The sequence below is a fragment of the Acinetobacter sp. 1566109 genome (assembly GCF_000582255.1).
Taxonomy (GTDB): domain Bacteria; phylum Pseudomonadota; class Gammaproteobacteria; order Pseudomonadales; family Moraxellaceae; genus Acinetobacter; species Acinetobacter nosocomialis.
In genome coordinates, this window is the sequence record NZ_JEYB01000011.1 from 74482 (window position 1) to 98461 (window position 23980).

Below are 23980 nucleotides of genomic sequence, written 5' to 3' on the forward strand. Positions count from 1 at the left end.
AATATACAAATTAAATGTTAAATTTCCGCTCCAGAGAAATGAGTGAAAACCCAAAAAGGATTTCTTATGTCTGCTAAACGTCTTGAACAAGTAGCTTTAGCCACAAAAACTGCATTTGTGTTTCCAGGTCAAGGTTCACAAAAAGTTGGTATGCTCGCTGAACTCGCAGAACAGTTTAGTGGAGTTGGGCAAACTTTTGCCGAAGCTTCAGACGCGCTAGGATTTGATCTTTGGCACATTGCACAAAGTGGTGAAGGTTTAGACCAAACAGAAAATACCCAACCTGTATTATTAACTGCCAGTATTGCTTTATGGCGTTTATGGTTAGATTTAGGTGGTTTAGCCCCTAAATACCTTGCAGGTCACTCTTTAGGTGAATACAGCGCTTTAGTTGCAGCAGGTTCAATGAGTTTGGCGGATGCAGTTAAATTAGTTAATTTGCGTGGAAAACTCATGCAAAATGCTGTTCCTCAAGGGGAAGGCGCTATGGCTGCTATTCTTGGTTTAGCTGATGATAAAGTAGTTGAATTGTGCCAGAGCGTATCTGCATCAGGTCAAGGTTCAGTTGAAGCAGCAAACTATAATTCACAAGGTCAAGTTGTGATTGCTGGTAGTACTGCATCTGTACAGCAAGTTATGGCACTTGCAAAAGAACAATCTGCTAAAGCAATTGCTTTACCGGTTTCTGTTCCATCGCATTGTTCATTGATGAAGCCGGCAGCAGAAAAATTTGCAGAAGCTTTGGAACAAACTGCCATTGAGCTACCTACCATTCCTGTAATACAAAATGTCAACGCGGGAATTGCTACCGATGTTGCTCAATTACGTCAGGCTTTAACGGCACAATTGTACCAGTCTGTACAATGGACACGTACCATGCAGTCTCTACAAGACCAAGGTATTCAGTACATTGTTGAGTGTGGTCCAGGTACAGTATTGAGTAATCTCGCAAAGCGTTTACCAAATATTGAAAAAGCTTTTTCTATTGATAGTAAGAGCAAAATGGAAGATGCCCTAAATGCTGTTTTAGTGGCAGAAGGAAAAATTGCATGACACAAGAACGCAAAGTTGCATTAGTAACGGGCGCGAGTCGGGGCATTGGCGCTGCAATTGCCCAGCAACTTATTCAAGACGGTTATTTTGTCGTAGGTACTGCGACTTCTGAATCTGGTGCACAAAAGTTAACTGATAGCTTTGGTGAACAAGGTGCAGGTTTGGCGCTCGACGTGCGTAATCTCGATGAGATTGAAGCAGTCGTGTCTCATATTGAACAGAACTATGGTCCTGTACTTGTTCTTGTTAACAATGCAGGTATTACGAAAGACAATTTGTTGCTTCGTATGTCTGAAGATGATTGGGATGACATTCTCAATATCCACCTTAAAGCCGTTTATCGTTTATGTAAACGCGTACTTAAGGGTATGACAAAAGCACGTTTTGGTCGAATTATTAATATCAGTTCTGTTGTTGCTCATTTTGCAAACCCAGGCCAAGCAAACTACTCTGCTGCTAAAGCAGGTATTGAAGCATTTAGCCGCAGCCTTGCAAAAGAGATGGGTAGCCGCCAAATTACTGTAAATAGTGTGGCACCAGGTTTTATTGCAACAGAAATGACAGATGCACTTAGTGAAGACATTCGCAAAAAAATGAGTGATCAAGTGGCTTTAAATCGCTTAGGTGAGCCACAAGATATCGCAAATGCGGTGAGTTTCCTTGCAAGTGATAAAGCAGGTTACATTACCGGTACGGTATTACATGTAAATGGTGGTTTATACATGGCCTAACGCCGATGTATAAACTTTTAAAAATTTTTATATTCAATTAAACTAGTGGCAAATCAAACGCCACAAGCAATGAGGAGAATTCCTGTGAGCGATATCGAACAACGCGTTAAACAAGCGGTTGCAGAACAACTTGGTCTTAAAGCTGAAGAGATTAAAAACGAAGCATCTTTCATGGATGACTTGGGTGCTGACTCTTTAGATTTAGTTGAACTTGTTATGTCTTTCGAAAATGACTTCGACATCACTATCCCTGATGAAGATTCAAACGAAATCACTACAGTTCAATCTGCAATTGACTATGTAACTAAAAAACTTGGTTAATTCGCATATTGCTGATTAAAAAGAAGGCCACCGTAAGGTGGCTTTTTTTATTTGAGTAAAATAATTGAGAGAGATACATATTTTTACAAGATCAACCTCAATTGATAGCAGAGGTGTCTCTTTTTTCAAGTATAACAATAAGGGTCAGTTTAATGACTTTACTATAAACAATAAGATGAGGACTAAAAATGGGTCTTTTTGATTTTGTAAAAGGTATTGGTAAGAAAAATACCGCACCAGCAGAACCACAACCAGCTCCAGCAACGCCAGCAGAACCTTCTGCACAAGAAGTAGCGAATAAATTATTAGGATTAATTAAAAGTTTAGGCCTCGGGGTGGAAGGCTTATCTGTAACATATAATGGTTCAACTGATACTGCGACTATTAATGGTCAAGTACAAAGCCAAGCGGATAAAGAAAAGATTATTCTTATTGTTGGTAACGTCGATCATGTTGCACATGTAGATGACCAGATGACCGTTGCTACGCCTGAACCGGAAAGCAAATTTTATACGGTAAAATCTGGTGATAATCTTTCAAAAATTGCGAAAGAATTTTATGGTGATGCCAACCAGTATCCGAAAATCTTTGAAGCAAATAAACCAATGCTCAAAGATCCGGATGAGATTTTCCCTGGGCAAGTTTTACGTATTCCACAGTAATTGGAATAAATAAAAAGGCGCTTAAAGCGCCTTTTTATTTGATAGTTAAAATCGTTTTGGAATCTTTTGTCCATTAGGTACAGGTGTTTCGGCATTTTTTAAAACACCAAACAACCATGTTTCTGCATGTTGTACTGCAATTTTTAGAGAATCACCTAAAGCTAAGCGACCTGCAATAAAACTTGCTAATGAACACCCTGAGCCATGATATTCACCTTCAAGGCGAGGGCAAGTACTACTCGCTGCAAGTTCACCATCAATATATAAACTATTTTTAATGAAGTTAGGGGTATCTTCATGTCCACCCTTTACTAATACGGCTTTAGCACCCATTTCAAAGAGCTTGTGAGTCGCTTCTTCTAAGTCATCAATACCTGTTAATGCACGTAATTCAACTGTATTTGGGGTAATAAGCGTCGCGAGGGGAATCAGCTCAACAAATGCTTTAACTAAAGTTGCCTGATCTCCTAAAGAACCACCGCTATTAGCAACTAATACTGGGTCTAATACATACTGATAGTCAGGATGGGCATGTAAAAATTCGGCTAGAGCCGCAATATTATCTGTTGTGCCAAGCATACCGGACTTAACACATTTAATCGGTAAATCGCCTACAACAGCATTTGCTTGGGCTAATAATAGTTCTTTTGAGGTTGCTTCAAAGCCAAATACTTGTTGTGAGTTTTGAATGGTAAGAGCTGTACATGCAATTGCTGCATGGGCGCCACTTTGTCCAATCGCTTCAATATCGGCTTGTAAACCTGCACCACCTGAAGGGTCTAAACCCGAGAAACAAAGTACGGTTGGACGCACGGTTATTTCCTTTTCAATTTAAATTTACGTTAGTATAAGAGAGTTTAATTAAACTCTCGACCAATTGAATTAAATACTTTACTGGGTTAGTGATTGAATGGCTATAAAACATATTTTGATTGATTTAGATGGAACCTTAACAGACCCTAAAGTTGGCATCCATACATCAATTCGTTATGCAATGGAGAAGCTTGGTTATCCTTTAGCTGCCGATTTAAATATTGATTGGACAATTGGACCGCCATTAAAAGCATCATTAGCAAAATTATTAGCTACCCAAGATGATGCTTTAGCTGAGCAAGCTTTACTTGCTTACCGTGAGCGTTTTTCGGTGATTGGCTTATTTGAAAATGAAGTATATCCATCTGTTGCAGAAACCCTTAAAGCTTTAAAAGCAGAAGGATATCGTTTGTTCGTTGCTACTGCTAAACCAACGATTTATGCAAAACGAATTTTAGACCATTTTGAATTAAGCCAATATTTTGTACATATTTATGGCAGTGAATTAACCGGTGAACGCACCAATAAAGCTGAGCTTATCCATTATATTCTTGAACGTGAGCAATTAAATCCAGAAGAATGTTTAATGGTGGGTGATCGTCAATATGATATTTTAGGTGCTCGCCACAATGGTATTGAGGCGGTAGCTGTGACTTATGGTTATGGAACAGCAGAGGAACTTGATCAAGCACAGCCAAAAGCAACGATTACGAAATTTTCTGAGCTTTTAGATTATGTTGAACAACAGGCAGTACAAAAGAAAGTTTCTTAAATTTCAAAAATTATAATTGAGAGGTTTGACTTGTAAGTAAACAAGTCAAACCTTTTTTATTTAAATACCGTGTTGTTGACGGTATTGAACAAGTTCTTCAATTGTAATCACTGTCAAGTGATGAGTTTGTGCATAAGCCAAAACTTGAATGCCGGATGCCATAGTGCCATCCGGATTAGTTAATTCACATAACACACCAGCAGGTTTTAAACCTGCTAATCTTGCTAGATCAATTGTTCCCTCAGTATGACCACGTCGAGTAAGCACGCCACCATTACGTGCACGTAATGGGAAAACGTGACCAGGACGATTTAAGTCACTTGCAACAGCACCATCTTTAATAGCAGTTTTAATCGTTGTTACACGGTCTTTAGCAGAAACACCAGTGGTAACACCTTGAGCAGCTTCAATGGTCACTGTAAATGCAGTGTGAAACTGACTTGAGTTTTGAGAAACCATTGGTGGAAGATCTAAATGATCTGCTAATTCTTCTGTCAGGCATAAACATACAATACCTGAGCCATCACGAATCATACGTGCCATGGTCTCAACAGTTAGGGTTTCGGCTGCAACAATTAAATCTGCTTCATTTTCACGATCAAAGTCATCCATCACCAATACAGGTTTACCTTGACGGATATCTTCTAATGCTTGTTGAATGCGCTGTTCAGCAGGAGAGAGGGCTGAGAAAAAAAGTTCTGGTTGAATTAAGCTAGACATAATGAAACGCTCTCGTAAAAATACGGTTGAACATTTCAGGACTGATGTAAAAACAGGCTGGCACTGAAATAAAACGGATTTATCCCAGTTCGTCGTCTTCTTTCATCCGGACTATACCGTCGGCTTTGGAGTTTCACCAAATCTGCTCAAATTACACAATTTAAGCTCGTGGGCTTGTTAATTTATATATGAAAATTAACTTTACCACCGGTGGGGAATTACACCCCGCCCTGAAGCGATGGGTTTTATTATAGCGCGCTTGGCAAAATTGGCTAGATGCTTTTGTAGAATGCTAAGTCTCATTATGAATAAGCATTTTCATAAAACGAAATAGGTTTTTTAACAAGCGCTTACTTGTTGGCTTTAAAAGGGAATGCTATGTTTTTTATAGAAAATTATAAATAAAACAGGTGTTTCATGCAGATAAGAGACTATTATCCATTTAGGAATACTTTATTTATTCAGCATCTCCATATTTTCAGTTATGTATTTATGGCGCTCAGTATTCTTTATTTAATTGCTGCTAATTGGTTGATGCTTCCTGATAGCATTCAACTCATTATTCCACCTGTTATATTGCTTATCACAGCTTGGGTGAGCATAAACGATACCTTAAGCGAGGGAATACGGCAGACTTTACATGGCATTTGCGGCTTAATGGTCGGTTTGAGTTTGGCTGTAATTGGGCAAGTTTATCAAACTGGTGCAGACAGTTATTTACTTTTCTTGATTTGGACTTTGCTTTTATTGCCGTGGCTATATCGCCCAAATATTGGAATCTTTGCTTTAATTTGTATCACAAGCCAACTCGCCCTTTTTTTATTTTTTAAACAGACTTTCTGGGCAGAAAAGTTTCCCTATCTTTATCTTTTTGCACTAAATTTATTAAGTCTTGTACAGTTCTGGATCTGTCAAAAGAAATATATAGCCTTACGTTTTATTTTTATTGCTTGGTTTGCTGTTATTTCAATAACAGGGATGATTCAATTCTTATCAAGTGAAAATTTATCTTATCTGATCTCGGCTTTTTTTCTAGGAATCATGGCTTTTTATTATTTTTTTAATAAAAATGATCAGTTGTGTGCCAGTTTAATGGCTGCTGTTCTTGGCGTGACGGCTACCATATGGCTTGTGGATGGTATTAATCATCTATTTAAAGATTCTAATGAGTTTATCTTTTTATTGATCGCAGGGATTATTTTTACTTGGTTTGCACTCATTAGTTATTTCTTAATCAAGATTTTCCGTCAAAGCCGTTTTTATATCATTCCTTTAGCAATTGGTGCTTGGCTTGCAGGTCTAGCGCTTGCAGCATTTACTTTGGTGTTTTGGGAGACTATTTCCTTAGTTATTGGAATCATCTTTGTTGCTATAGCTATAACTTTACTAACAAAATCGCAAAGCTATTTCATCCGACAGTTTGCATATTGTTTATTTGTGAGTGGACAGACTGCTTTTTTATTCCATCTTGGTTCTGAAATGGATCAAATTTTATGGGTATTAATTGCTCAGATCTTTATTTTATGTATCAGTTATTTTCTTAAGCCTCACTGGTTCTTTATTTTAATTCAAATGCTTGCAACTTATGGCATAGCAGTTATCTATCTACTACAAATGGATCATTCATTATGGTCCTTAAACTCTAGTCAGACTTATTTCAATTTAGTCTTACTTAACTATTTGGTTTTTAGCTCGGTACTACTGATAGGAAGTAAAGCGGTCGTATCGTATAAGCGGAGTATCTTCTTATATACGCTCGTTGTAATTTTGGTGAGTTCATTCTTTGATACCTTTATAGGATTAGCACTTGTTGATTCGGCTGATCAGTCACTATGGTTCCTTTATGCATTGCCGTGCGTATGGTTATTATACTTTGGTTTTTTCTATCTCTATCGACAACTCCACGGTCTAACTTTTTTTGCCTTTTTAATTTTTGGCATATTACTTATTGCACTCGGCTATTTTGAAGTATTCATTTTATTTGTTATTTTGACATGGGCTTTAAAAACTAAAGATCGTATTGTTTATGGTGTTACGCTCATAGTATTTGCCTTTGTGCTCTGGCAACTTTATTACAGTTTACAATTAAGTTTTTTAGCTAAAAGTGCATCAATCTTGGTGTCGGGCATTATATTGCTGGCTTTATATGGATTGCTTCTGAAGGAAGCTAAAAGCAATTTTATTGAGGGGGAAAAGTAATGAAAAAGTATTTCTCCCTTATGCTTGCAGTAGCCACTGTATTATTTTTTGCAGGTTTGGTTGCGAAAAATGAATGGCACCAGCATCAGAGTAAAAGTATTTTTATTAAGCTTAAGCCGGTTGACCCTCGCTCTATTTTACAGGGGGACTATATGGCGCTCGCATATGAATTAAATTTACAATCTCTCAAAGCGCTTTCGGGAAGTGAAAGTGAGGCTTTAGATCAAGTGATTTTTAATCATGCTTCTGTTTCAGCAAAAGTTATTTTAGATTCACAAAATCGAGTAGTTCGTACCATTTTAGATACTCACAATTCATTTGCTGGGCAGCGTTTAATTTTAAAAAATCCTGAAAATCGTTTACAGGCTTTATATCCAGCTTCTCGAAGCTTCTTATTTGCCGAAGGTCTAGCTCAATGCTATGAGAAAGCAAAGTATGCTGAATTTAAGGTAAATACAAAAGGAGAGGCGATTTTATTTGATTTACGTGGAGAAGAGCTACAGCCTTTAAACTGTAAGCAACAGCACAGTTGGTGGAAGGGGACTGCTAGAAGTTTATAAAGGCGTATAAAAAAGCCCGTATTTACGGGCTTTTTTACTTTTAAATCTTTAATTAGGCAACTTGCACAGGAATGCAGTTCGCTGTGTGATTGACTGTATTGTCTGGGTTTGCATATACCAAACGTGGTTTGTGAGTATTTGCTTCAGCTTCGGTGAAATCACCAAACGTAGCAATAATTACAAGATCGCCAACATCTGCTTGGTGAGCAGCACCACCATTTACTGAAATAATGCCAGAGTTATCTTCACCACGAATCGCGTAAGTTGTGAAGCGCTTGCCATTAGTTACGTTCCAAACGTGGATTTCTTCGTATTCACGAATACCAGCTAAATCCATTAATACGCCATCAATTGCACAAGAACCTTCATAGTGAAGTTCAGCATGGGTTACAACTGCACGGTGAATTTTGCATTTTAATAAACGAGATAGCATGGCTAGCGTCTCCTGAGTAGACCTAAGAAGATCTTATAGTGAAATCTTTTGCCTTTGCCGTTCTGGCAATGTGGCTGATGCGCATTTTGCTCCTAAAAAAGCAAGATAGCAAGCTTGATTGTTCAACAATTTAAGCTGGTTTATACGCATTAATTTGGTTCATGGCCTGTGATACTTGTCCTTGAACAAGTAACTTCACTTTAGAAAGAGCGTGATCAATTGCTCCATCCATCAGGCTTTGTTCACTACTTGGCGCTTTTCCGAGTACATGCCCAGAAACTCTTTCTTTTGAACCTGGATGTCCAATACCAATTCGTAAACGATGAAAATTTGGACCAATATGTGGGACAATATCACGTAAACCGTTATGACCGCCGTGCCCACCGCCTGTTTTAAGACGAATTACACCAGGGTTCATATCAAGTTCATCATGAGCAATCAGAATTGCTTCAGGAGCAATTTGATAGAACTTTGAGAAAGGAACAACACTTTGTCCGGAACGATTCATATAAGTCGTTGGTAGAAGTAAACGAACATCGTGCCCTTCTATATTACCACGACCACTAATTCCGTGAAATTTTGGATCATTTTTTAATGTAATGCCATATTTATCTGCAAGCTGTTCAACGAACCAAAAACCTGCATTATGGCGGGTTTGGGCATATTCTGAACCAGGATTGCCCAAACCAACAATTAGCGAAATATTTGACACTAATTTACGCCTTTAAACACTTATGCGCGTTTGAAGTCAGCGTGCATAGGAGTGTTTTTAGATGGATGACGTTGTAACGCTTGAATTTTAACGTTTTCAACTTTATCGCCCACTTTAATTTCTACAACTTCTTCAAAGAAAGCATTGCTTTCTAAAGCTTTTACAAGCTCACGAAGTTCTAAAGTAACACTTACAGGTTCAGCGTTACCACCGTAGATGATAGCTGGAACTAAAGATTCGCGACGAAGGCGGCGGCTCGCACCTTTCCCTTGTTTGTCTTCAGCACGCGCTTGAGCGTTGAATACGAAGTTTGCCATGAGATAAATCCTCATTAAAGATTAAATAAACTAAACTTGCGACCAGTTTAGTGATAGAAAACCCCAGCCAAAGCCAGGGTTAAGAAAAAGCTGCAATATTATAAACTATCGAACATCGCGCTGATAGACTCTTCGTTATTAATACGACGAATCGTTTCAGCAACCATGCTAGCAACAGAAACTTGACGGATTTTGCCCAAGTTCAATGCTTCTTCAGAAAGAGGAATTGTGTCAGTTACGACTAACTCATCAATTACTGAGTTACGTAAGTTCTCAATTGCTTTACCTGAAAGTACAGGGTGAGTTGCATATGCAACAACACGACGTGCACCGAATTGCTTAAGTGCATCAGCTGCTTTACACAATGTACCAGCAGTATCAACCATGTCATCTACAATAACGCAATCACGATCTTTTACATCACCAATCAAATGCATAACTTGCGATTCGTTGGCTTTTTGACGACGTTTGTCAATAATTGCTAAATCGATGTCACCCATCTGTTTGGCTACAGCACGAGCACGTACTACACCACCAACGTCAGGAGAAACCACCATAAGGTTATCATGTTGTTGTTGACGTAAGTCAGCAAGCAAAGCAGGAGTACCGTAGATGTTGTCGACTGGAATATCGAAGAAACCTTGGATTTGGTCAGCATGTAAATCAATCATTACGACACGATCAATACCAACAGTGGTAAGCATGTCTGCAACAACTTTAGCTGTAATCGGCACACGTGCAGAACGTGGACGACGGTCTTGGCGAGCATAACCAAAATAAGGAATAACAGCGGTAATACGACCAGCACTTGCACGACGCAAAGCATCTGCCATAACCAAGATTTCCATAAGGTTATCATTGGTAGGCGCACAAGTAGGCTGAACGATAAATACGTCTTTACCACGAACATTTTCAGTAATTTCTACTGAAATTTCTCCATCAGAAAAGTGACCGACTGATGCAGCACCTAGAGGGATATGTAAGTGACTTACGACTTTTTGAGCGAACTGTGGATGAGCATTTCCACTAAAAACGACAAGATTGGGCATGAAGCACCCTTGGCGGTTGGTATGTAATGAAATAGATGGCAGGGGCGGCTGGATTCGAACCAACGGATGGCGAGATCAAAACCCGCTGCCTTACCACTTGGCGACGCCCCTAATGCGGCAGAACTTTAATATTTTTGCAATGCAATGTCAAGAATAATCAACAAAAAGCAAGGCAATTAAGTCTGTCTTTAAAATAAGAAGAATGGCAGGGGCGGCTGGATTCGAACCAACGGATGGCGAGATCAAAACCCGCTGCCTTACCACTTGGCGACGCCCCTAATGCGGCAGAACTTTAATATTTTTGCAATGCAATGTCAAGAATAATCAACAAAAAGCAAGGCAATTAAGTCTGTCTTTAAAATAAGAAGAATGGCAGGGGCGGCTGGATTCGAACCAACGGATGGCGAGATCAAAACCCGCTGCCTTACCACTTGGCGACGCCCCTAAATTCGATGATATATATGATGGCAGGGGCGGCTGGATTCGAACCAACGGATGGCGAGATCAAAACCCGCTGCCTTACCACTTGGCGACGCCCCTAATATAATCATCATTACAGGTGAAATTGGCAGGGGCGGCTGGATTCGAACCAACGGATGGCGAGATCAAAACCCGCTGCCTTACCACTTGGCGACGCCCCTAACTTGCAACTTTAAAATGATGTAAAGGAGATTCTTTTAAACTATGTACCAAGTAAGCTTTACATGGTGCACGTTTAAGAATGTCATCAACATTCATTTCATCAGTTACTTCAGTAAAAACACAAGCACCTGTACCTGTAAGCTTTGCATGACCAAATTGATCAAGATATTGCATTGCTTCTTCAACTTCAGGGTATAACTTTCTAGCCAAAGGCTCAAAGTTATTTCCAAAATTAGAAGGTTCTAACTGATAGGCGCAAAATTTAGTGGTCTTAGTGTCTCTTGTCAATGTTTTTTGTGAAAAAAGCAATTGAGTGCTGATAAAACAATCAGGTTTTAAAATAATGAACTGTTTTTGATCTAAGTCTATGAATGTTAAATGTTCACCAATACCTTCAGCCCATGCATTTTTACCATAAATAAAAATAGGAACGTCGGCACCAAGTTTTACACCATAGTCAGCAAGCTCTGTCTGAGTTAGGCCACATTGCCATAACTGATTTAAAACAATGAGCGTTGTGGCGGCATTCGAAGAACCTCCGCCTAGACCTGCACCCATTGGAATATTTTTTTCAATGTTAATGTGTAGGCCACACAATTTTTTTGCATGCGGTTTTAATATTTGAGCAGCCCGATAAATCAGATTCTGCTCAAGTTGAACCTCACCTAAACCTTCAATCTGGATTTCATCTTTCTCAATAGGGGAAAAAGTCATCCAGTCATATAAATCAATGAGTTGAAAAATGGTTTGTAATTCATGGTAACCATTTTCACGACGTCCCGTTATATGTAAAAACAGGTTGAGCTTGGCTGGAGAAGGAACTCGAATCATAGATTTATATAGTTAGACTTAACGGTTTTGGATAACCATTGTAATACGGTTTTCTTTATCTTCAGCAAGCGCCTGCTTTAAAACCAGTTTATTTGGTAAAGTTTGTTCACCATCATAACTAAAATTAACCGTCCAACCATCTTCGATGAGTTGGCTCACACGGTTTGCATTATCTTTGCTAATTTGGGCATTTAAAGTTGCAGGTTTCGCTAAAATCCAGCTGGTTAAATGAGTAATGGGGGCTTGCCAACCAGTTGCACGCTCTAAAAGCTCTTCAGGGGAAGCTGCTGTAATAACGCCAGTTTTAGCGCTGTTTAGAGTGACTTCACCCGGTTTTCCTTGAATTTGTGTTTTTCCAACACCTAAAATTCCACTTAACTCGATATCAAAATTATCTTGCTGTTGAACCCATGTGAAAAAAGCACTACCACTTTGTTGGGGAGTACGTACTCCAATTTTACCTTGCAAATTGAAGTGTTTTTCATCTTGTACTTGGTGGGTAACTGCGGGTTTAGGCTGAGTAAAATGCTGACAACCGGTTAAGAATAATACACTTGATCCACAGATCGCTGTGCACAGTTGGGCAAGTTTGCTCATAAATTTAACTCTTTTTTACAGATGTAGGTAAAATTAACGCATCAAGCTGATGCAATTGTGGATCATTCGCGTGCTTTTGTTTCAGTTGTTGTAACACGGTACTAAATTGAGTTAACGATCCTTGCATATACAATGCTTTAGCGTAACGAATGCCAATATTTATGTTATGGCTGAGTTCATATGCTTTGCCTAAAGCTTCCGCTGCTGCTTCATAATCATTTTGTAAAAATGCAATATAGCCCAGCGTATCAAGAATTGAGGCTTGCTCAGGTGCATATTCCAATGCCTGTTCAGCATATTGTCGTGCTTCTTTTAATCTACGGTTTTGTAAAGCCAACGTATACGCATAAGCATTTAGATAAGTCGGGCTATTCGGTTCTAACTGTAATAATTGCTTCAGTGTTTTATCTAGTTTGTCGCGGTCGGTATAAGGGTCTAATAATAAAACTTCTGCATAGATGAGTTCTGGATCATCTGGTAAGTTTTTGATCGCTTCATCTAATAAATTTAATGCAGCTTTTTTATTGCCCATCTTCTTTAAAATTTCAGCTTGAGCTTGATAGAGAAAGCTTGCATGCTGCGGATAATTGACTCGCTCTTGAGTTAAAAAACGTAATGCATCATGTAAATTTTCTTGCTTATCATAAATCGCAATAAGATTACGTCTGGAAACAATGTAAAGACTACCATCTACTAAACGGTAATAGGCTTTAGCAGTCTCATAGTGCTGTTTTCGTTCAGCATTGATTGCTAGGTAGTAATACGCTTCATTTTGATACTTTGCAGAGTTGCGTAAATCAACCAAATATTGTTCAGCTTTATCATATTGCTTCAGGTCAATACTGGTTAAGCCCGCAATAAATAATGCTTCTTCAGCACGAGGATTGCTCTCAATAATTTTTTCTAATTTTTCAAGAGCAAGCTGGGGCTGATTAATCTGAATGAGATATCGCACTTCAGCTAATCGAATATCTAGATTTTTCTTATATTTACGGCTGGATTTTGCATACCATTTTAAAGCACCTTCTTGATCACTTAGGGCAATCAACAGGTTGGCTTTCATCAAGATAAAACTGGTTACTTTAGGACGACGGCGTAGTGCACGATTAATGGTGTTTAGTGCTGGTTCTAATTGGCCATTTTGTGCTTCCAGATTAGCGATAAGCGCTAAAATAGAAGGATTTTCCTTTTCTGCACTTGAACGTAAAGCGGTTAATAAAACTTCTCGGTCTTGTGCATTTTCGGGTGCAATACTTGCCAAAATTTGTTCAAGATCGGCAGTTGGATCTATTTTTAAAATTTTATCCAAAGTTTCAGCAGCAAGCTGATATTCATGTGTCTTTAATGCAATATGCGATAAATAAAACAAAGCAGGGACGTCTTTAGGCTCTTGAACGACCCAATGTGTTGCGATATTTAGTGCAGCTTGTAAGTCGTTGTATTCAAGTGCAACATCTAAAGCACGCTGTTTAATGGTTGTTGAGTTGCTTCTAATTGCAAGTACGGTGTAATTATGCAGTGCCGTAGGAATATCGTCATAAGCTAAGGCAAATTCAGCGACCATACTCTGTTGTAGAGCCTGATCAAATGAATGCACGGCATAGGTCTCTTGCAACGGACGTGCATAGACATATGAGGACATGCTACCTAACAATAAGAATGTGGTAGAATACTGTCTTATCGAAGCACCGTTAAAATTAATACGGCTATTCATTTGACGCAATTTTTATTGATCCAAAGTAATGCTTTTTATGACACCGATGTTGCACAATAGCATAAATTTAGCGAAATGATGATCTGATATGTCTTTCTTTGCATTGGGTGTCAACCATCAAACAGCTTCTGTAGAACTCCGCGAGCAAATTGCTTTCAATGCAGAGCGATTAAGTAATTTGCTTGCCGAGCAACGCCATCATGAGTCTTTAAAAGACTTAGTGGTTGTCTCAACCTGTAACCGTACAGAAGTCTACGCCATGGCGGAAGATGCCGAAAGCCTTCTGAAATGGTTAGCCGATGCCAATAATATTGATGTAAAGCAGTTAATTCATCATGTTTATCGTTACGAGAATGCTCAAGCGATCACACATTTAATGCGTGTTGCAAGTGGTTTAGATTCCTTAATGTTAGGTGAACCACAAATTTTAGGGCAGGTAAAAAATGCTCTAGCATTGTCTAAAGAAGCGCAGACGGTTTCTCCTGAGTTAAACAGTGTATTTGAATACGCTTTTTATGCGGCAAAACGTGTGCGTACAGAAACAGCTGTAGGTAGTCATGCAGTTTCAATGGGTTATGCTGTTGCACAATTAGCCTTACAAGTCTTTAGTAAACCTGAAAAACTCACTGTTATGGTGGTTGCAGCAGGTGAAATGAATAGTCTGGTGGCCAAGCACTTAGCGGAAATGGGTGTTGCCAAGATTATTATCTGTAATCGTAGCCGTGAACGTGCTGACCTGCTCGCTCAAGAAATTGCCCATCAAGTTGAAGTTGAGATTATTGATTTTTCAGCTTTATCAGAAAATTTATACCGTGCAGATGTTGTTTCAAGTTGCACAGGTAGTTTGCATCAAGTTATTGCGTATGCAGATGTTAAAACGGCATTAAAAAAGCGCCGTTATCAACAAATGTTAATGGTTGATTTAGCTGTACCGCGCGATATTGACCCTAAAGTGGAATCACTTGATGGCGTATATCTATACGGAGTTGATGACTTACAAAGTGTAATTGATGAAAACCTAGCCCAACGCCGTCAAGCAGCTGTTGAAGCTGAGGTGATGGTGAATCAATTAGCCACCCAACTGATTACACATCAAAAAGTCAAAGAAGCAGGCAGTACAATCCATGCTTACCGCCACCATAGTGAAGAAATTAGTCAGCAAGAACTTGCTCATGCTTTAGATGCATTGCACCATGGCGGCAATCCAGAGCAAGTACTCAAAGAATTTGCTCACCGCTTAACACAAAAGTTAATGCATCCAACGTCTATGTTGTTACGTGAAGCTGCTAAAGCAGAAAGTCCTGATTATTTCGAGTGGCTCCAACAGCATCTACAGGATGTATTTGATCATGAGCGAAAACCGAAACGTTAAGACAATAATCTTAAGCTAATTTGTTTGGTGAGCTCATTGAGTTGTTGTCTTAAGTTTCTTGACTCAACTAAAGAAATTTTAGATTTTAGCTTTTGACGTAAATATCTTTCTTGTAAGCCTAATGCATATTCTTTAGCGAGTTTATCTGCTACTTCTGGTGCTTGAGTTAATGCCTGAATATTAGTTCTTTGCATAATATCTGCAATTTCATGGCAATAACTGCTACATGCACCTAACACATAATATGTCGCTAACTCTTGGTCATCAGGCAATTCATCAAATATACGATTTAGAATTGCTAATATTTTAGCCAATAATTCATCTTGTGGAATATAAGCCCGTAATCCTTCAAAATGAATATAAAGAAACGGATGGTGCATCAAAATTGCGACAGCAAAGTCTTCATCTTTTGTCTGTATATTAAAAGATAACGATGCATCATGACTAATTTGTGGGGTAAAGCGCTTACCTAACCCTAACTTTTCACGGAAAGATTGGGTTAATAGATAACGGAAAGATCCCTGTTTGGGTAATAACTCGGTAAGTTCTCTTAGTTCGCCCATGACAAGACTTTTGCCCTCAGGCGTACTAATGTCATGTTGGCCAGTAAGATGGGCAAAAACAAAGTCAGAGAGCAGGGGCGCTTGCTGTAAAAGTCTTTGGAAGTTTTCGAGGCCTTCACGTCGAATTAATGAGTCTGGATCATGATCATTTGGTAATACAAAGAACTTAAGCTCACGTCCATCATTTAGAAGTGGTAACGCAATTTCTAAAGTTCGACGTGCTGCTTTTTGACCTGCTATATCGCCGTCAAAGGCAATTGTAATTCGATTATTTTGTTTAAATAAAATATTAAGGTGTTCTGTATTACTTGCCGTTCCTAAAGTCGCGACAGCGCCTGTAATACCATATTGCTGTAAAGCAATAACATCCATATATCCTTCAACCATTAACCAGTCGTTAGACTTTAATTTTCTACCTTCATATAAACCATAAAGTAATTGGTTTTTATGGAAAACTTCTGAGTCTGGTGAGTTGATGTATTTAGGTTTAATTTCGTCATTGAGTGCACGACCACCAAAACCAACTACACGACCCTTCGGGTCTCGAATTGGAAAAATGACACGATCACGTAAAAGGTCAAAGTCACGACCACTATCGCTTGAACGGATGAGGCCAAGTTGCTTTAAGCCCTCAATATCATAAGGAAAAGCTTTTTCTAGATGCTGCCAGTCTTCTGGTGCATAACCTAAACGCCAGAACTGAATAGTCTGGTCACTTAAACCACGTTGCTTAAAGTAATTTTTGGCTTTTTGACTAGTCGGTAATTGATGCTCATAAAACTGGGCAACATTTTCTAGAAGGTCGTATAAATTACCTTCTTGTACAGGTTCCTCAAAATTAAATGGCTGTTCGAACTGGGCAAAAGGATCATCAAAATACACTGGTTCAAGTGTATTGTACTGATCATCTACAGGTGCTTGAGTACTGGGTTCAACAACTGTTTTTGCTGGAACTGGTGGTTTGGTAACCTGGCGTGTATAAGACAGTTTTTTATTATCGGTATTATCTTTGGGTAATTCGACACCTGCATTGCTCGATAACTCTTTCATTACATCGATAAAGTTTCGGTTATCAATATCCATTAGGAAACGGATGGCATTGCCGTTTGCTTGGCAACCGAAGCAATGATAGTACTGTTTATCGCGATAAACATGGAAAGAAGGGGTTTTCTCTTGATGAAAAGGGCAACAACCAGAATATGTTCGTCCGGTCTTTTTCAATTTCACACGTTGACCAATCAGATCGACAATATCTGTCCGATCTAGAATCTGATCAATCGTATGCTGTGGAATTGCCATAATTCAGATAACCGTGTTTAAACTAATGATGCGATAGGTCAGATTATTCTGACATGATGAAACGAGATATGCCCGATAAATATTTTACTATTTTATAAAAACAAACAGGCAAGTCATATCACTTGCCTGTTTGTTGGTTATTTTTAAGCTGTTATGACTTATTGAGCAGCGTCGTCCGGTTCAGTTGAAGATGCTGCAGGTGCAGTGGTTGCACCTTCTGCTGCTTTTTCAGGCTTATCAAGTAAACCGAAGCTTAAACGGTTAGTCCAGCTACGTTCAGTTTTTGGAGTCTCAACCGGTGCTTTTGTTGTTTCTTGAGCTTCTTCTTTGCCAGAATTACCTATTAAACCAAAGCTTACACGGTTCAGTAGACTACGTTTAGGTTCTGTTTCAGTAGTCGTAGTATCAGGTGTTGTAGACTTAGATTCACGGCCAAGAATACCCAAGGTAGCACGGTTAATCCAGTTGCCTTCTTTACGGGCAGCACGCATGTTTACTGTGCCATTTTTATTAACAAGGCTAGGATAATTAAGCTTTAAAACTTCAATGTATTGTTGTGAAGTTGCTTTGTCACCCAACTGGTCATAGCTATATGCCAAAGTTGCTAATGCTTCTGGTATTTGAGGTGTTTGTGGATAGTGTTCAATTACCCATTGTGAACGCTCAGCTGCTGCAACCCATGCTTTACGTTTAACGTTAAAGCGTGCGGCATTCATTTCGCTTTCAGCAAGCTCTTGACCAATAAATTTCATACGCTGTGCTGCATCGACAGAATATTGGCTGCTTGGGAAGCGGCGAATCAGATCAACAAAGTTTTGATAAGCAACTTTTAAATAACTGATGTCACGGTGTGATTGTTGCAAAGACGTGTAGCGCAATAAACTGTCATAGTTCAGCTCCATGTTAGATACGCCACGTACATAGTAAGCATAATCTACATTTGGATGCTGAGGATTTAAACGAATAAAGCGTTCAGCTAGAGCAATCGCCCCTTCATAATCTTTTTGTTTAAATTTTGAATAGAGAAGTTCGAGTTGTGCTTGTTGCGCGTATTGTCCAGTTGGATAATAGGTGTCAATCGCTTCTAAAGATTTAGTAGCTTCAAGATATTGACCACGATCAAGAGATTTTTGGGCCTTTTCAAAATATGCTTGTTCACTAGATTGCGGGCCAGTATCGACCACTTCTTTTTTACTTGGATTGCTGCTACAGCCCACAAATGCAGACGCTACACCTAGAGATAAGGCAAGCATCGTAATTTTATAACGTGGTAGCGACATAAAAACTCCTCTGTTATGTTGGGCAATGAGCTACAATTGCGCTATTAAACCACTTTTATCTCAATGATCAAATGACTTCAGCACAATCTTCAAACACAAACTTCTCTGAAACCGACTTCAATTTACTTGAAGATTCTGAGGATGCAGATAACCATACTTCTGATACAACTGCAACACGTTTATCGTTGCAAGTTCAGTTAGATGAAAGCTACTTAGGGCAACGTATCGACCAAGTTGCAGCCATGGTGTGGAGTGAGTTTTCGCGTGAAAAGCTCAAGCAATGGTTGAAGGATGGCCATCTGTTGGTGAATGGTAACATTGTTAAACCTAAGCATCGTTGTGAAGGGACAGAGCTACTTACGCTCGAAGTTGAGCTTGAAGCTCAGACGACGAGTCAACCTGAAAACATTCCACTTAATATTGTTTATGAAGATGATGATATTTTAGTCATTAATAAACCAGTAGGGATGGTAGTGCATCCAGGAGCAGGTAATACCTCTGGAACTTTAGTGAATGCCTTGCTTTATCATTTTCCAAAATTGGCAGAACTTTCTCGTGCTGGTTTAGTACATCGTATTGATAAAGACACCAGTGGACTATTAGTTGTTGCTAAAACACTAGAAGCGCAATTTTCTTTAAGTAAACAATTGGCAAATAAGTCGGTTTATCGTGTATATGACTTAGTTGTTTATGGAAATATTATTGCTGGCGGTACGATTGATGAGCCAATTAAACGTCACCCAGTTGACCGTGTGAAAATGGCGATTTTACCGGGTGGGCGTGATGCAGTGACGCATTACAACGTAAAAGAGCGTTTTAAAGATTTTACTCGTGTGCAAGCTCGTCTTGAAACAGGCCGAACTCATCAGATTCGTGTGCATTTTAGTTATATTGGTTACGGCTTGATTGGTGATCAGGTTTATATGAACCGTATACGTGTACCTGCTGGTGCATCTGAATTACTCATTGAAACTTTACGTGGTTTCAAACGTCAAGCATTGCATGCAGCTAAGTTGGGTTTAAAACATCCGCGTACTGGTGAAGAAATGTTATTTGAAGCACCTTGGCCTGAAGATTTTACTCAGTTGGTTAATGTGCTACGTTCAGAAAACGCTGCATATTAAGGACATGCATATGGAATTTGTTCAAGGTTTACCGCAAGGCGTATTTGTAGGGCAGACACGTGTTCAACATCCTTTGGCTTTGCCAACAGACCAAACCGAATTAACTGGGTTTAATCTTGCTTTACACGTTAAAGACGAAGCTGCACGCGTTCAGCAGCATCGAATGATGCTTTTAGACGAATTTGCTCAGTTTGGTGTTAAGAAAATGACATGGATGACCCAAACGCATAGTACGATTTGTCATACGGTAAATGAACAAATTTCCTTTACAGCATTAATTGGCGATGGATTGGTTACTCAAACCAAAGGTCATGCGTTAATGATGATGACAGCCGATTGTTTGCCTGTAGTACTTGGTAACGCAGAGGGCACTGAAGTTGCCAACTTACATGCAGGGTGGCGAGGTTTGGCGGGTGGTATTATTGAAAATACAGTTGCTGCAATGCAAAGCCCTCCAACTTGGGCGTGGTTAGGAGCTGCGATTAGTCAACCTTGCTTTGAAATTGGAGCCGAAGTAAAAACTGCTTTTTGTAGTAAATATCCTGAATTGGAAACTGCATTTATTGATGGAGCAGCTCCAGATAAATTTCATGCAGATTTATACGCGATTGCTCGTTTTATTTTGCAAGGCCTTGGTGTTAAGCAAGTTTTAGGCGGCGATCAATGCTCATATCAACAGGGTGATGAGTATTTTTCTTATCGCCGTGATGCTAAAACGGGACGTATGGCAACTTTTGTTTTTATTTAGTTTATAAAAATCGTATTTCATTTTAGAAGTACGATTGTTGTGTTATCACTCTCTTATGTTATTTAGATTTTAAAATGACATAAGAGAGTTTTTTATTTTTGTATTTTCAGTACTTACTAAAATAATTCGTTAAAAAGCTAGTCTTTGATATTTATAGATCATGGTTTAGCAAGTTTTAATAAAATGATAAAATACAAAAAATCGCTCAAAAAATTAAGCTTATGTCTTTGCCTGAAAAACATCTCTCTATTGTCTATCACAGCCCCTATGGTCATACCGCAAAGGTAGCATCTGCTATTGCTGCTGGTGCAGAGGTGATGGGGGTTAAAGTACATGTGATGAATATTGAGCACATTGACTGGGATGTTTTAGATGCCTCACAGGGTATTATTTTTGGTTCTCCAACATATATGGGGAGTGTAACTGCCGACTTTAAAAAGTTTATGGATAGTACCTCCAAACGCTGGAAAAATCGTTTATGGCAAGGCAAATTAGCAGCGGGTTTTGCAAATTCAGGTGGCCTGAGTGGTGATAAGCTAGCGGTTTTGCAACAACTTAATATTTTTGCGATGCAGCATGGCATGCTCTGGTCTGGTTTGCCTTTAATGACAACAGGCCATACCGAAACTGATTTAAACCGTTTATCGAGCTGTTTAGGTTTAATGACTCAATCAGATAATGCACCAGTTGAAATTACACCGCCACAAGGTGATTTAGATACTGCTAAATGGTTTGGTGAATATATTGCTGGACTTTTATATAGATTAAATTAGTAAAAAATAAAAAAGCCTCTTTATAGAGGCTTTTTAGTCTATTATTTATGAAATATACGGGCTTTATCACGTTGCCAGTCACGTTCTTTTTCAGTTGCGCGTTTATCGTGGAGTTGTTTACCTTTCACGAGTGCAATTTCAAGCTTGACCAGATGACCTTTCCAGTAACACGCTAATGGAACGCACGAATAACCTTTTTGGTTCACTGCACCCATAAGCTTTTCAAGTTCACGACGAGATAATAATAATTTACGTGTACGTGTAGCTTCCGGCACGATATGTGTAGATGCAGAAAGGAGCGGTTGAATTTGTGCACCAAATAAAAATGCTTCACCGTTTTTAAAAATGACATAACTTTCTGTCAAACTCATACGACCAGCACGTAAAGACTTTACTTCCCAGCCGAGTAAAGACATGCCAGCTTCAAATTTTTCTTCGATAAAATAATCATGACGGGCACGTTTATTTTGTGCGATGGTTCCGCCATTATGTTTCTTTACTACTGTTGCTTTCGCCATAATTCAAACTTCCACAATTGTCCCTATTGTGCCGTAAACTGATGCCAAGGTGAAGTTTTTTCCCACATATCAATATTTCGCCTCGTGTATAACTTTTGCTAAAATAGGTGCACAATACAATTAGAGTACTAGCGGATGTCTAAAACGCGTGTAATTTATCCTGGAACATTTGACCCTATCACAAATGGGCACGTTGATTTAGTTACTAGAGCATCAAGAATGTTTGATGAGGTCGTAGTAGCGATTGCAATTGGACATCATAAAAATCCTTTGTTCAGTCTAGAAGAGAGAGTTGCACTGGCACAGTCATCATTAGGCCATCTATCAAATGTTGAATTTGTAGGTTTTGATGGTTTATTGGTTAATTTTTTCAAAGAACAAAAGGCTACAGCAGTACTTCGTGGTTTAAGAGCAGTATCTGATTTTGAATATGAGTTTCAATTGGCTAATATGAATCGCCAGTTGGACCCACATTTTGAAGCCGTGTTTTTAACACCTTCGGAACAGTATTCTTTTATTTCTTCGACGTTGATCCGAGAAATTGCACGTTTGAAAGGGGATGTAACCAAGTTTGTTCCGCAAGCTGTGGTTGAAGCTTTTGAACGTAAACATCAACAAGGTTGGTAAAGTGTCGTTATATATCACCGATGAGTGCATAAACTGTGATGTTTGTGAACCAGTTTGCCCAAATGAAGCTATTTTTATGGGTGAAGTGATTTATGAAATTAATCCAGATTTATGTACCGAGTGCGTTGGTCACCATGATCAGCCACAATGTCAATTATTTTGTCCAGTCGACTGTATTCCTAAAGATCCGCAGCATGAGGAAACGGAAGAACAGCTATTAGACAAATATAAAAGATTAATTGCTCAAAAAAGCACAAGCAATTAGTGAATAAATTTGTTAATATGCGCCCTCGAAGTGAGCCGGATGGTCGCTGCTGTGGAGGTCTCCGTGACTGAAGCAGGAGAGGAAAGTCCGGGCTTCATAGGGCAGGGTGCCAGGTAACGCCTGGGCGGTGAAAGCCGACGGAAAGTGCAGCAGAGAGTAGACCGCCTCATTCGTGAGGTAAGGGTGAAAGGGTGCGGTAAGAGCGCACCGCGTGTCTGGTAACAGTTCACGGCATGGCAAACCCCACCAGAAGCAAGACCAAATAGGAATCCTAGGTGCGGCCCGTACTGGATTCGGGTAGGTCGCTTGAGCGTATGAGTGATTGTACGCCTAGAGGAATGACCATCCTCGACAGAACCCGGCTTATAGGCTCACTTCACCTCATTTTATTTAAAATTTTTCTTGACGCGCGGTAAAGAAGCTAAGATAATGCGCGCACAGTTTACGGCTATGTAGCTCAGTTGGTTAGAGCACCGCACTCATAATGCGGGGGTCACAAGTTCAAGTCTCGTCATAGCCACCATTTTACAGACCACGCTCCTGCGTGGTCTTTTTTTATGCTTATTTTTTGATTAAACACAGTTTGTAAAGACCGACTTTATAGTTCTGGCATTGTTTGTCTAACCCAATTTCTTCATGTTCTTATAACACTTAACAAGGATGTTGAAGACATGAAAAGGTCATTATTATTTTTAGGAATTCTAAGCTTAACTGCTGGAGCACAAGTCTCTGCGGCTGATTTGAGTTGGGGTGATCCAACTTTAGATTCGGGTCAATTTAAAGTGTCTGGTGCGGTACGTTCCCGTTATTTACATAAGGACTATGTGGTTGGGGCCAATGAAGGCTCTCAAAATGATGACTGGCGACTCACAGATATTAAATTAGTGTTGGGTTACGAAAATCCAGATTGGATTGCGGGCTTAGATGCTCGTTGTTACCAATATAATCGCCTGTGTGACGCAATTTTTCTCAAAAAAGTATGGGCAGGTTATAAACTATCTGACCAACAAAGAGTTACAGTAGGTTTACAACCTGTTGATTTTGGCTTTGGAGAATTTTGGGGCAGCAGTTATTACGAGACACTTTTAAATACGGTTGGTTTAGAAGATATTGATAATTTAGGAATTAAATATAAATTTGCAGATGATAAATATAATTTGACCTTAGGTTTTTATCCATCTGATGGTGGAAATTATAAGGGTACTTCAAAGGACTCAAGCCGATATAGTGGTAATTTTGTTGAAGCTGATGACTTGTCCAATGGCACTAATATTGAAGAAAAAAA

At 39.2% G+C, this 23980-nt stretch carries 26 protein-coding genes, 6 tRNA genes, 1 other RNA gene and 1 riboswitch; of the genes, 16 read left to right on the forward strand and 17 right to left on the reverse strand.

What is annotated here, in order from left to right; all coding sequences use genetic code 11:
- Nucleotides 1–66 precede the first annotated feature (66 nt).
- From fabD to lysM, 4 genes are all read left to right on the forward strand, one after another.
- Entirely contained in the window at nucleotides 67–1053 is a 987-nt protein-coding gene (gene fabD / locus J582_RS11150) for an ACP S-malonyltransferase (protein WP_001274818.1), read from the forward strand.
- Nucleotides 1050–1784, forward strand: a complete 735-nt coding sequence (gene fabG, locus J582_RS11155; protein ID WP_032047882.1) for a 3-oxoacyl-ACP reductase FabG — start codon at nucleotides 1050–1052, stop codon at nucleotides 1782–1784. Before fabD ends, fabG begins: the two co-directional genes overlap by 4 nt.
- An 84-nt stretch (nucleotides 1785–1868) precedes the next feature.
- Nucleotides 1869–2105, forward strand: coding sequence for an acyl carrier protein (acpP, locus tag J582_RS11160; protein WP_001279871.1), 237 nt, complete (start codon nucleotides 1869–1871; stop codon nucleotides 2103–2105).
- A gap of 188 nt (nucleotides 2106–2293) precedes the next feature.
- Entirely contained in the window at nucleotides 2294–2767 is a 474-nt protein-coding gene (lysM, locus tag J582_RS11165) for a peptidoglycan-binding protein LysM (protein WP_002050305.1), read from the forward strand.
- A gap of 45 nt (nucleotides 2768–2812) precedes the next feature.
- Here the strand turns inward: lysM and J582_RS11170 are convergent, their stop codons facing one another.
- Entirely contained in the window at nucleotides 2813–3580 is a 768-nt protein-coding gene (locus tag J582_RS11170; protein WP_032047883.1) for a hydroxymethylpyrimidine/phosphomethylpyrimidine kinase, read from the reverse strand.
- A gap of 97 nt (nucleotides 3581–3677) precedes the next feature.
- On the opposite strand from J582_RS11170, the gene J582_RS11175 reads away from it, so the two are divergent.
- Nucleotides 3678–4352 carry an HAD-IA family hydrolase gene (locus J582_RS11175; protein ID WP_032047885.1) on the forward strand — a complete coding sequence of 225 codons (675 nt, stop codon included), beginning with the start codon at nucleotides 3678–3680 and terminating at the stop codon, nucleotides 4350–4352.
- A gap of 60 nt (nucleotides 4353–4412) precedes the next feature.
- On the opposite strand, the gene ribB is transcribed toward J582_RS11175, so the two are convergent.
- Nucleotides 4413–5072, reverse strand: coding sequence for a 3,4-dihydroxy-2-butanone-4-phosphate synthase (gene ribB / locus J582_RS11180; RefSeq protein WP_004710300.1), 660 nt, complete (start codon nucleotides 5070–5072; stop codon nucleotides 4413–4415).
- Between the two features lie 90 nt (nucleotides 5073–5162).
- Nucleotides 5163–5313, reverse strand: a riboswitch (FMN riboswitch).
- Nucleotides 5314–5489: 176 nt separating this feature from the next.
- Here ribB and J582_RS11185 point away from each other — a divergent pair.
- On the forward strand, nucleotides 5490–7271 hold the full coding sequence (locus J582_RS11185) for a DUF2157 domain-containing protein (protein ID WP_032047887.1): 1782 nt from the start codon (nucleotides 5490–5492) through the stop codon (nucleotides 7269–7271).
- Nucleotides 7271–7831, forward strand: a complete 561-nt coding sequence (locus tag J582_RS11190; protein WP_022575870.1) for a GDYXXLXY domain-containing protein — start codon at nucleotides 7271–7273, stop codon at nucleotides 7829–7831. The genes J582_RS11185 and J582_RS11190 overlap by 1 nt, the downstream gene beginning before the upstream one ends.
- A 52-nt stretch (nucleotides 7832–7883) precedes the next feature.
- Here J582_RS11190 and panD read toward each other — a convergent pair whose 3' ends face one another.
- The 12 genes from panD to J582_RS11245 form a co-directional block, all read right to left on the reverse strand.
- Nucleotides 7884–8264: an aspartate 1-decarboxylase gene (gene panD / locus J582_RS11195; protein ID WP_005129474.1), complete on the reverse strand. Its 381-nt coding sequence runs from the start codon at nucleotides 8262–8264 to the stop codon at nucleotides 7884–7886.
- Between the two features lie 130 nt (nucleotides 8265–8394).
- A complete protein-coding gene (gene pth, locus J582_RS11200) occupies nucleotides 8395–8976 on the reverse strand; it encodes an aminoacyl-tRNA hydrolase (RefSeq protein ID WP_002050315.1) in 582 nt (193 codons plus the stop codon).
- 20 nt (nucleotides 8977–8996) lie between these two features.
- A complete protein-coding gene (gene rplY, locus J582_RS11205; protein WP_002050375.1) occupies nucleotides 8997–9293 on the reverse strand; it encodes a 50S ribosomal protein L25 in 297 nt (98 codons plus the stop codon).
- Between the two features lie 98 nt (nucleotides 9294–9391).
- Nucleotides 9392–10342, reverse strand: coding sequence for a ribose-phosphate pyrophosphokinase (locus tag J582_RS11210; RefSeq protein ID WP_002050293.1), 951 nt, complete (start codon nucleotides 10340–10342; stop codon nucleotides 9392–9394).
- Between the two features lie 36 nt (nucleotides 10343–10378).
- Nucleotides 10379–10453, reverse strand: a tRNA-Gln gene (locus tag J582_RS11215).
- A gap of 92 nt (nucleotides 10454–10545) precedes the next feature.
- Nucleotides 10546–10620, reverse strand: a tRNA-Gln gene (locus tag J582_RS11220).
- A gap of 92 nt (nucleotides 10621–10712) precedes the next feature.
- Nucleotides 10713–10787: transfer RNA gene (locus J582_RS11225), tRNA-Gln, on the reverse strand.
- 20 nt (nucleotides 10788–10807) lie between these two features.
- Nucleotides 10808–10882, reverse strand: a tRNA-Gln gene (locus J582_RS11230).
- A 26-nt stretch (nucleotides 10883–10908) separates the two neighbouring features.
- A tRNA-Gln gene (locus tag J582_RS0104590) sits at nucleotides 10909–10983 on the reverse strand.
- The gene (gene ispE / locus J582_RS11235) at nucleotides 10982–11815 is read right to left on the reverse strand and encodes a 4-(cytidine 5'-diphospho)-2-C-methyl-D-erythritol kinase (protein WP_025466192.1); all 834 of its coding nucleotides are present in this window, start codon (nucleotides 11813–11815) and stop codon (nucleotides 10982–10984) included. The genes J582_RS0104590 and ispE overlap by 2 nt, the downstream gene beginning before the upstream one ends.
- 18 nt (nucleotides 11816–11833) lie before the next feature.
- Nucleotides 11834–12412 carry a lipoprotein insertase outer membrane protein LolB gene (lolB, locus tag J582_RS11240; RefSeq protein WP_002050400.1) on the reverse strand — a complete coding sequence of 193 codons (579 nt, stop codon included), beginning with the start codon at nucleotides 12410–12412 and terminating at the stop codon, nucleotides 11834–11836.
- A 4-nt stretch (nucleotides 12413–12416) separates the two neighbouring features.
- On the reverse strand, nucleotides 12417–14126 hold the full coding sequence (locus J582_RS11245) for a tetratricopeptide repeat protein (RefSeq protein ID WP_004888494.1): 1710 nt from the start codon (nucleotides 14124–14126) through the stop codon (nucleotides 12417–12419).
- Nucleotides 14127–14214: 88 nt separating this feature from the next.
- On the opposite strand from J582_RS11245, the gene hemA reads away from it, so the two are divergent.
- On the forward strand, nucleotides 14215–15498 hold the full coding sequence (hemA, locus tag J582_RS11250; protein ID WP_002050406.1) for a glutamyl-tRNA reductase: 1284 nt from the start codon (nucleotides 14215–14217) through the stop codon (nucleotides 15496–15498).
- Here hemA and J582_RS11255 read toward each other — a convergent pair.
- Both J582_RS11255 and J582_RS11260 read right to left on the reverse strand, forming a co-directional pair.
- Nucleotides 15495–17360 (reverse strand): DNA primase, encoded by a 1866-nt coding sequence (locus tag J582_RS11255; protein WP_002050427.1) that lies wholly within the window; start codon nucleotides 17358–17360, stop codon nucleotides 15495–15497. The genes hemA and J582_RS11255 overlap by 4 nt on opposite strands.
- A gap of 158 nt (nucleotides 17361–17518) precedes the next feature.
- A complete protein-coding gene (locus J582_RS11260) occupies nucleotides 17519–18640 on the reverse strand; it encodes an outer membrane protein assembly factor BamD (protein ID WP_004888487.1) in 1122 nt (373 codons plus the stop codon).
- Nucleotides 18641–18711: 71 nt separating this feature from the next.
- Between J582_RS11260 and rluD the strand changes: the two genes are divergently transcribed.
- From rluD to J582_RS11275, 3 genes are all read left to right on the forward strand, one after another.
- Nucleotides 18712–19764 (forward strand): 23S rRNA pseudouridine(1911/1915/1917) synthase RluD, encoded by a 1053-nt coding sequence (gene rluD / locus J582_RS11265; protein ID WP_032047888.1) that lies wholly within the window; start codon nucleotides 18712–18714, stop codon nucleotides 19762–19764.
- Between the two features lie 10 nt (nucleotides 19765–19774).
- Nucleotides 19775–20512 (forward strand): peptidoglycan editing factor PgeF, encoded by a 738-nt coding sequence (gene pgeF / locus J582_RS11270; protein WP_032047889.1) that lies wholly within the window; start codon nucleotides 19775–19777, stop codon nucleotides 20510–20512.
- Between the two features lie 221 nt (nucleotides 20513–20733).
- Complete coding sequence (locus J582_RS11275; protein WP_019456634.1) at nucleotides 20734–21285, forward strand: flavodoxin family protein; 552 nt, start codon at nucleotides 20734–20736, stop codon at nucleotides 21283–21285.
- A 41-nt stretch (nucleotides 21286–21326) separates the two neighbouring features.
- Here the strand turns inward: J582_RS11275 and smpB are convergent, their stop codons facing one another.
- On the reverse strand, nucleotides 21327–21803 hold the full coding sequence (gene smpB, locus J582_RS11280) for an SsrA-binding protein SmpB (protein ID WP_001029798.1): 477 nt from the start codon (nucleotides 21801–21803) through the stop codon (nucleotides 21327–21329).
- Nucleotides 21804–21938: 135 nt separating this feature from the next.
- On the opposite strand from smpB, the gene coaD reads away from it, so the two are divergent.
- From coaD to J582_RS0104600, 5 genes are all read left to right on the forward strand, one after another.
- Complete coding sequence (gene coaD / locus J582_RS11285; RefSeq protein WP_000047853.1) at nucleotides 21939–22430, forward strand: pantetheine-phosphate adenylyltransferase; 492 nt, start codon at nucleotides 21939–21941, stop codon at nucleotides 22428–22430.
- A 1-nt stretch (nucleotide 22431) separates the two neighbouring features.
- Nucleotides 22432–22695, forward strand: coding sequence for a YfhL family 4Fe-4S dicluster ferredoxin (locus tag J582_RS0104595; RefSeq protein WP_001979799.1), 264 nt, complete (start codon nucleotides 22432–22434; stop codon nucleotides 22693–22695).
- 27 nt (nucleotides 22696–22722) lie between these two features.
- Nucleotides 22723–23077: RNase P RNA component class A (gene rnpB / locus J582_RS11295), an RNA gene on the forward strand.
- Nucleotides 23078–23141: 64 nt separating this feature from the next.
- Nucleotides 23142–23218, forward strand: a tRNA-Met gene (locus tag J582_RS11290).
- Nucleotides 23219–23366: 148 nt separating this feature from the next.
- On the forward strand, nucleotides 23367–23980 hold a 614-nt coding region (locus J582_RS0104600; RefSeq protein WP_228131708.1), incomplete at its 3' end, for a porin.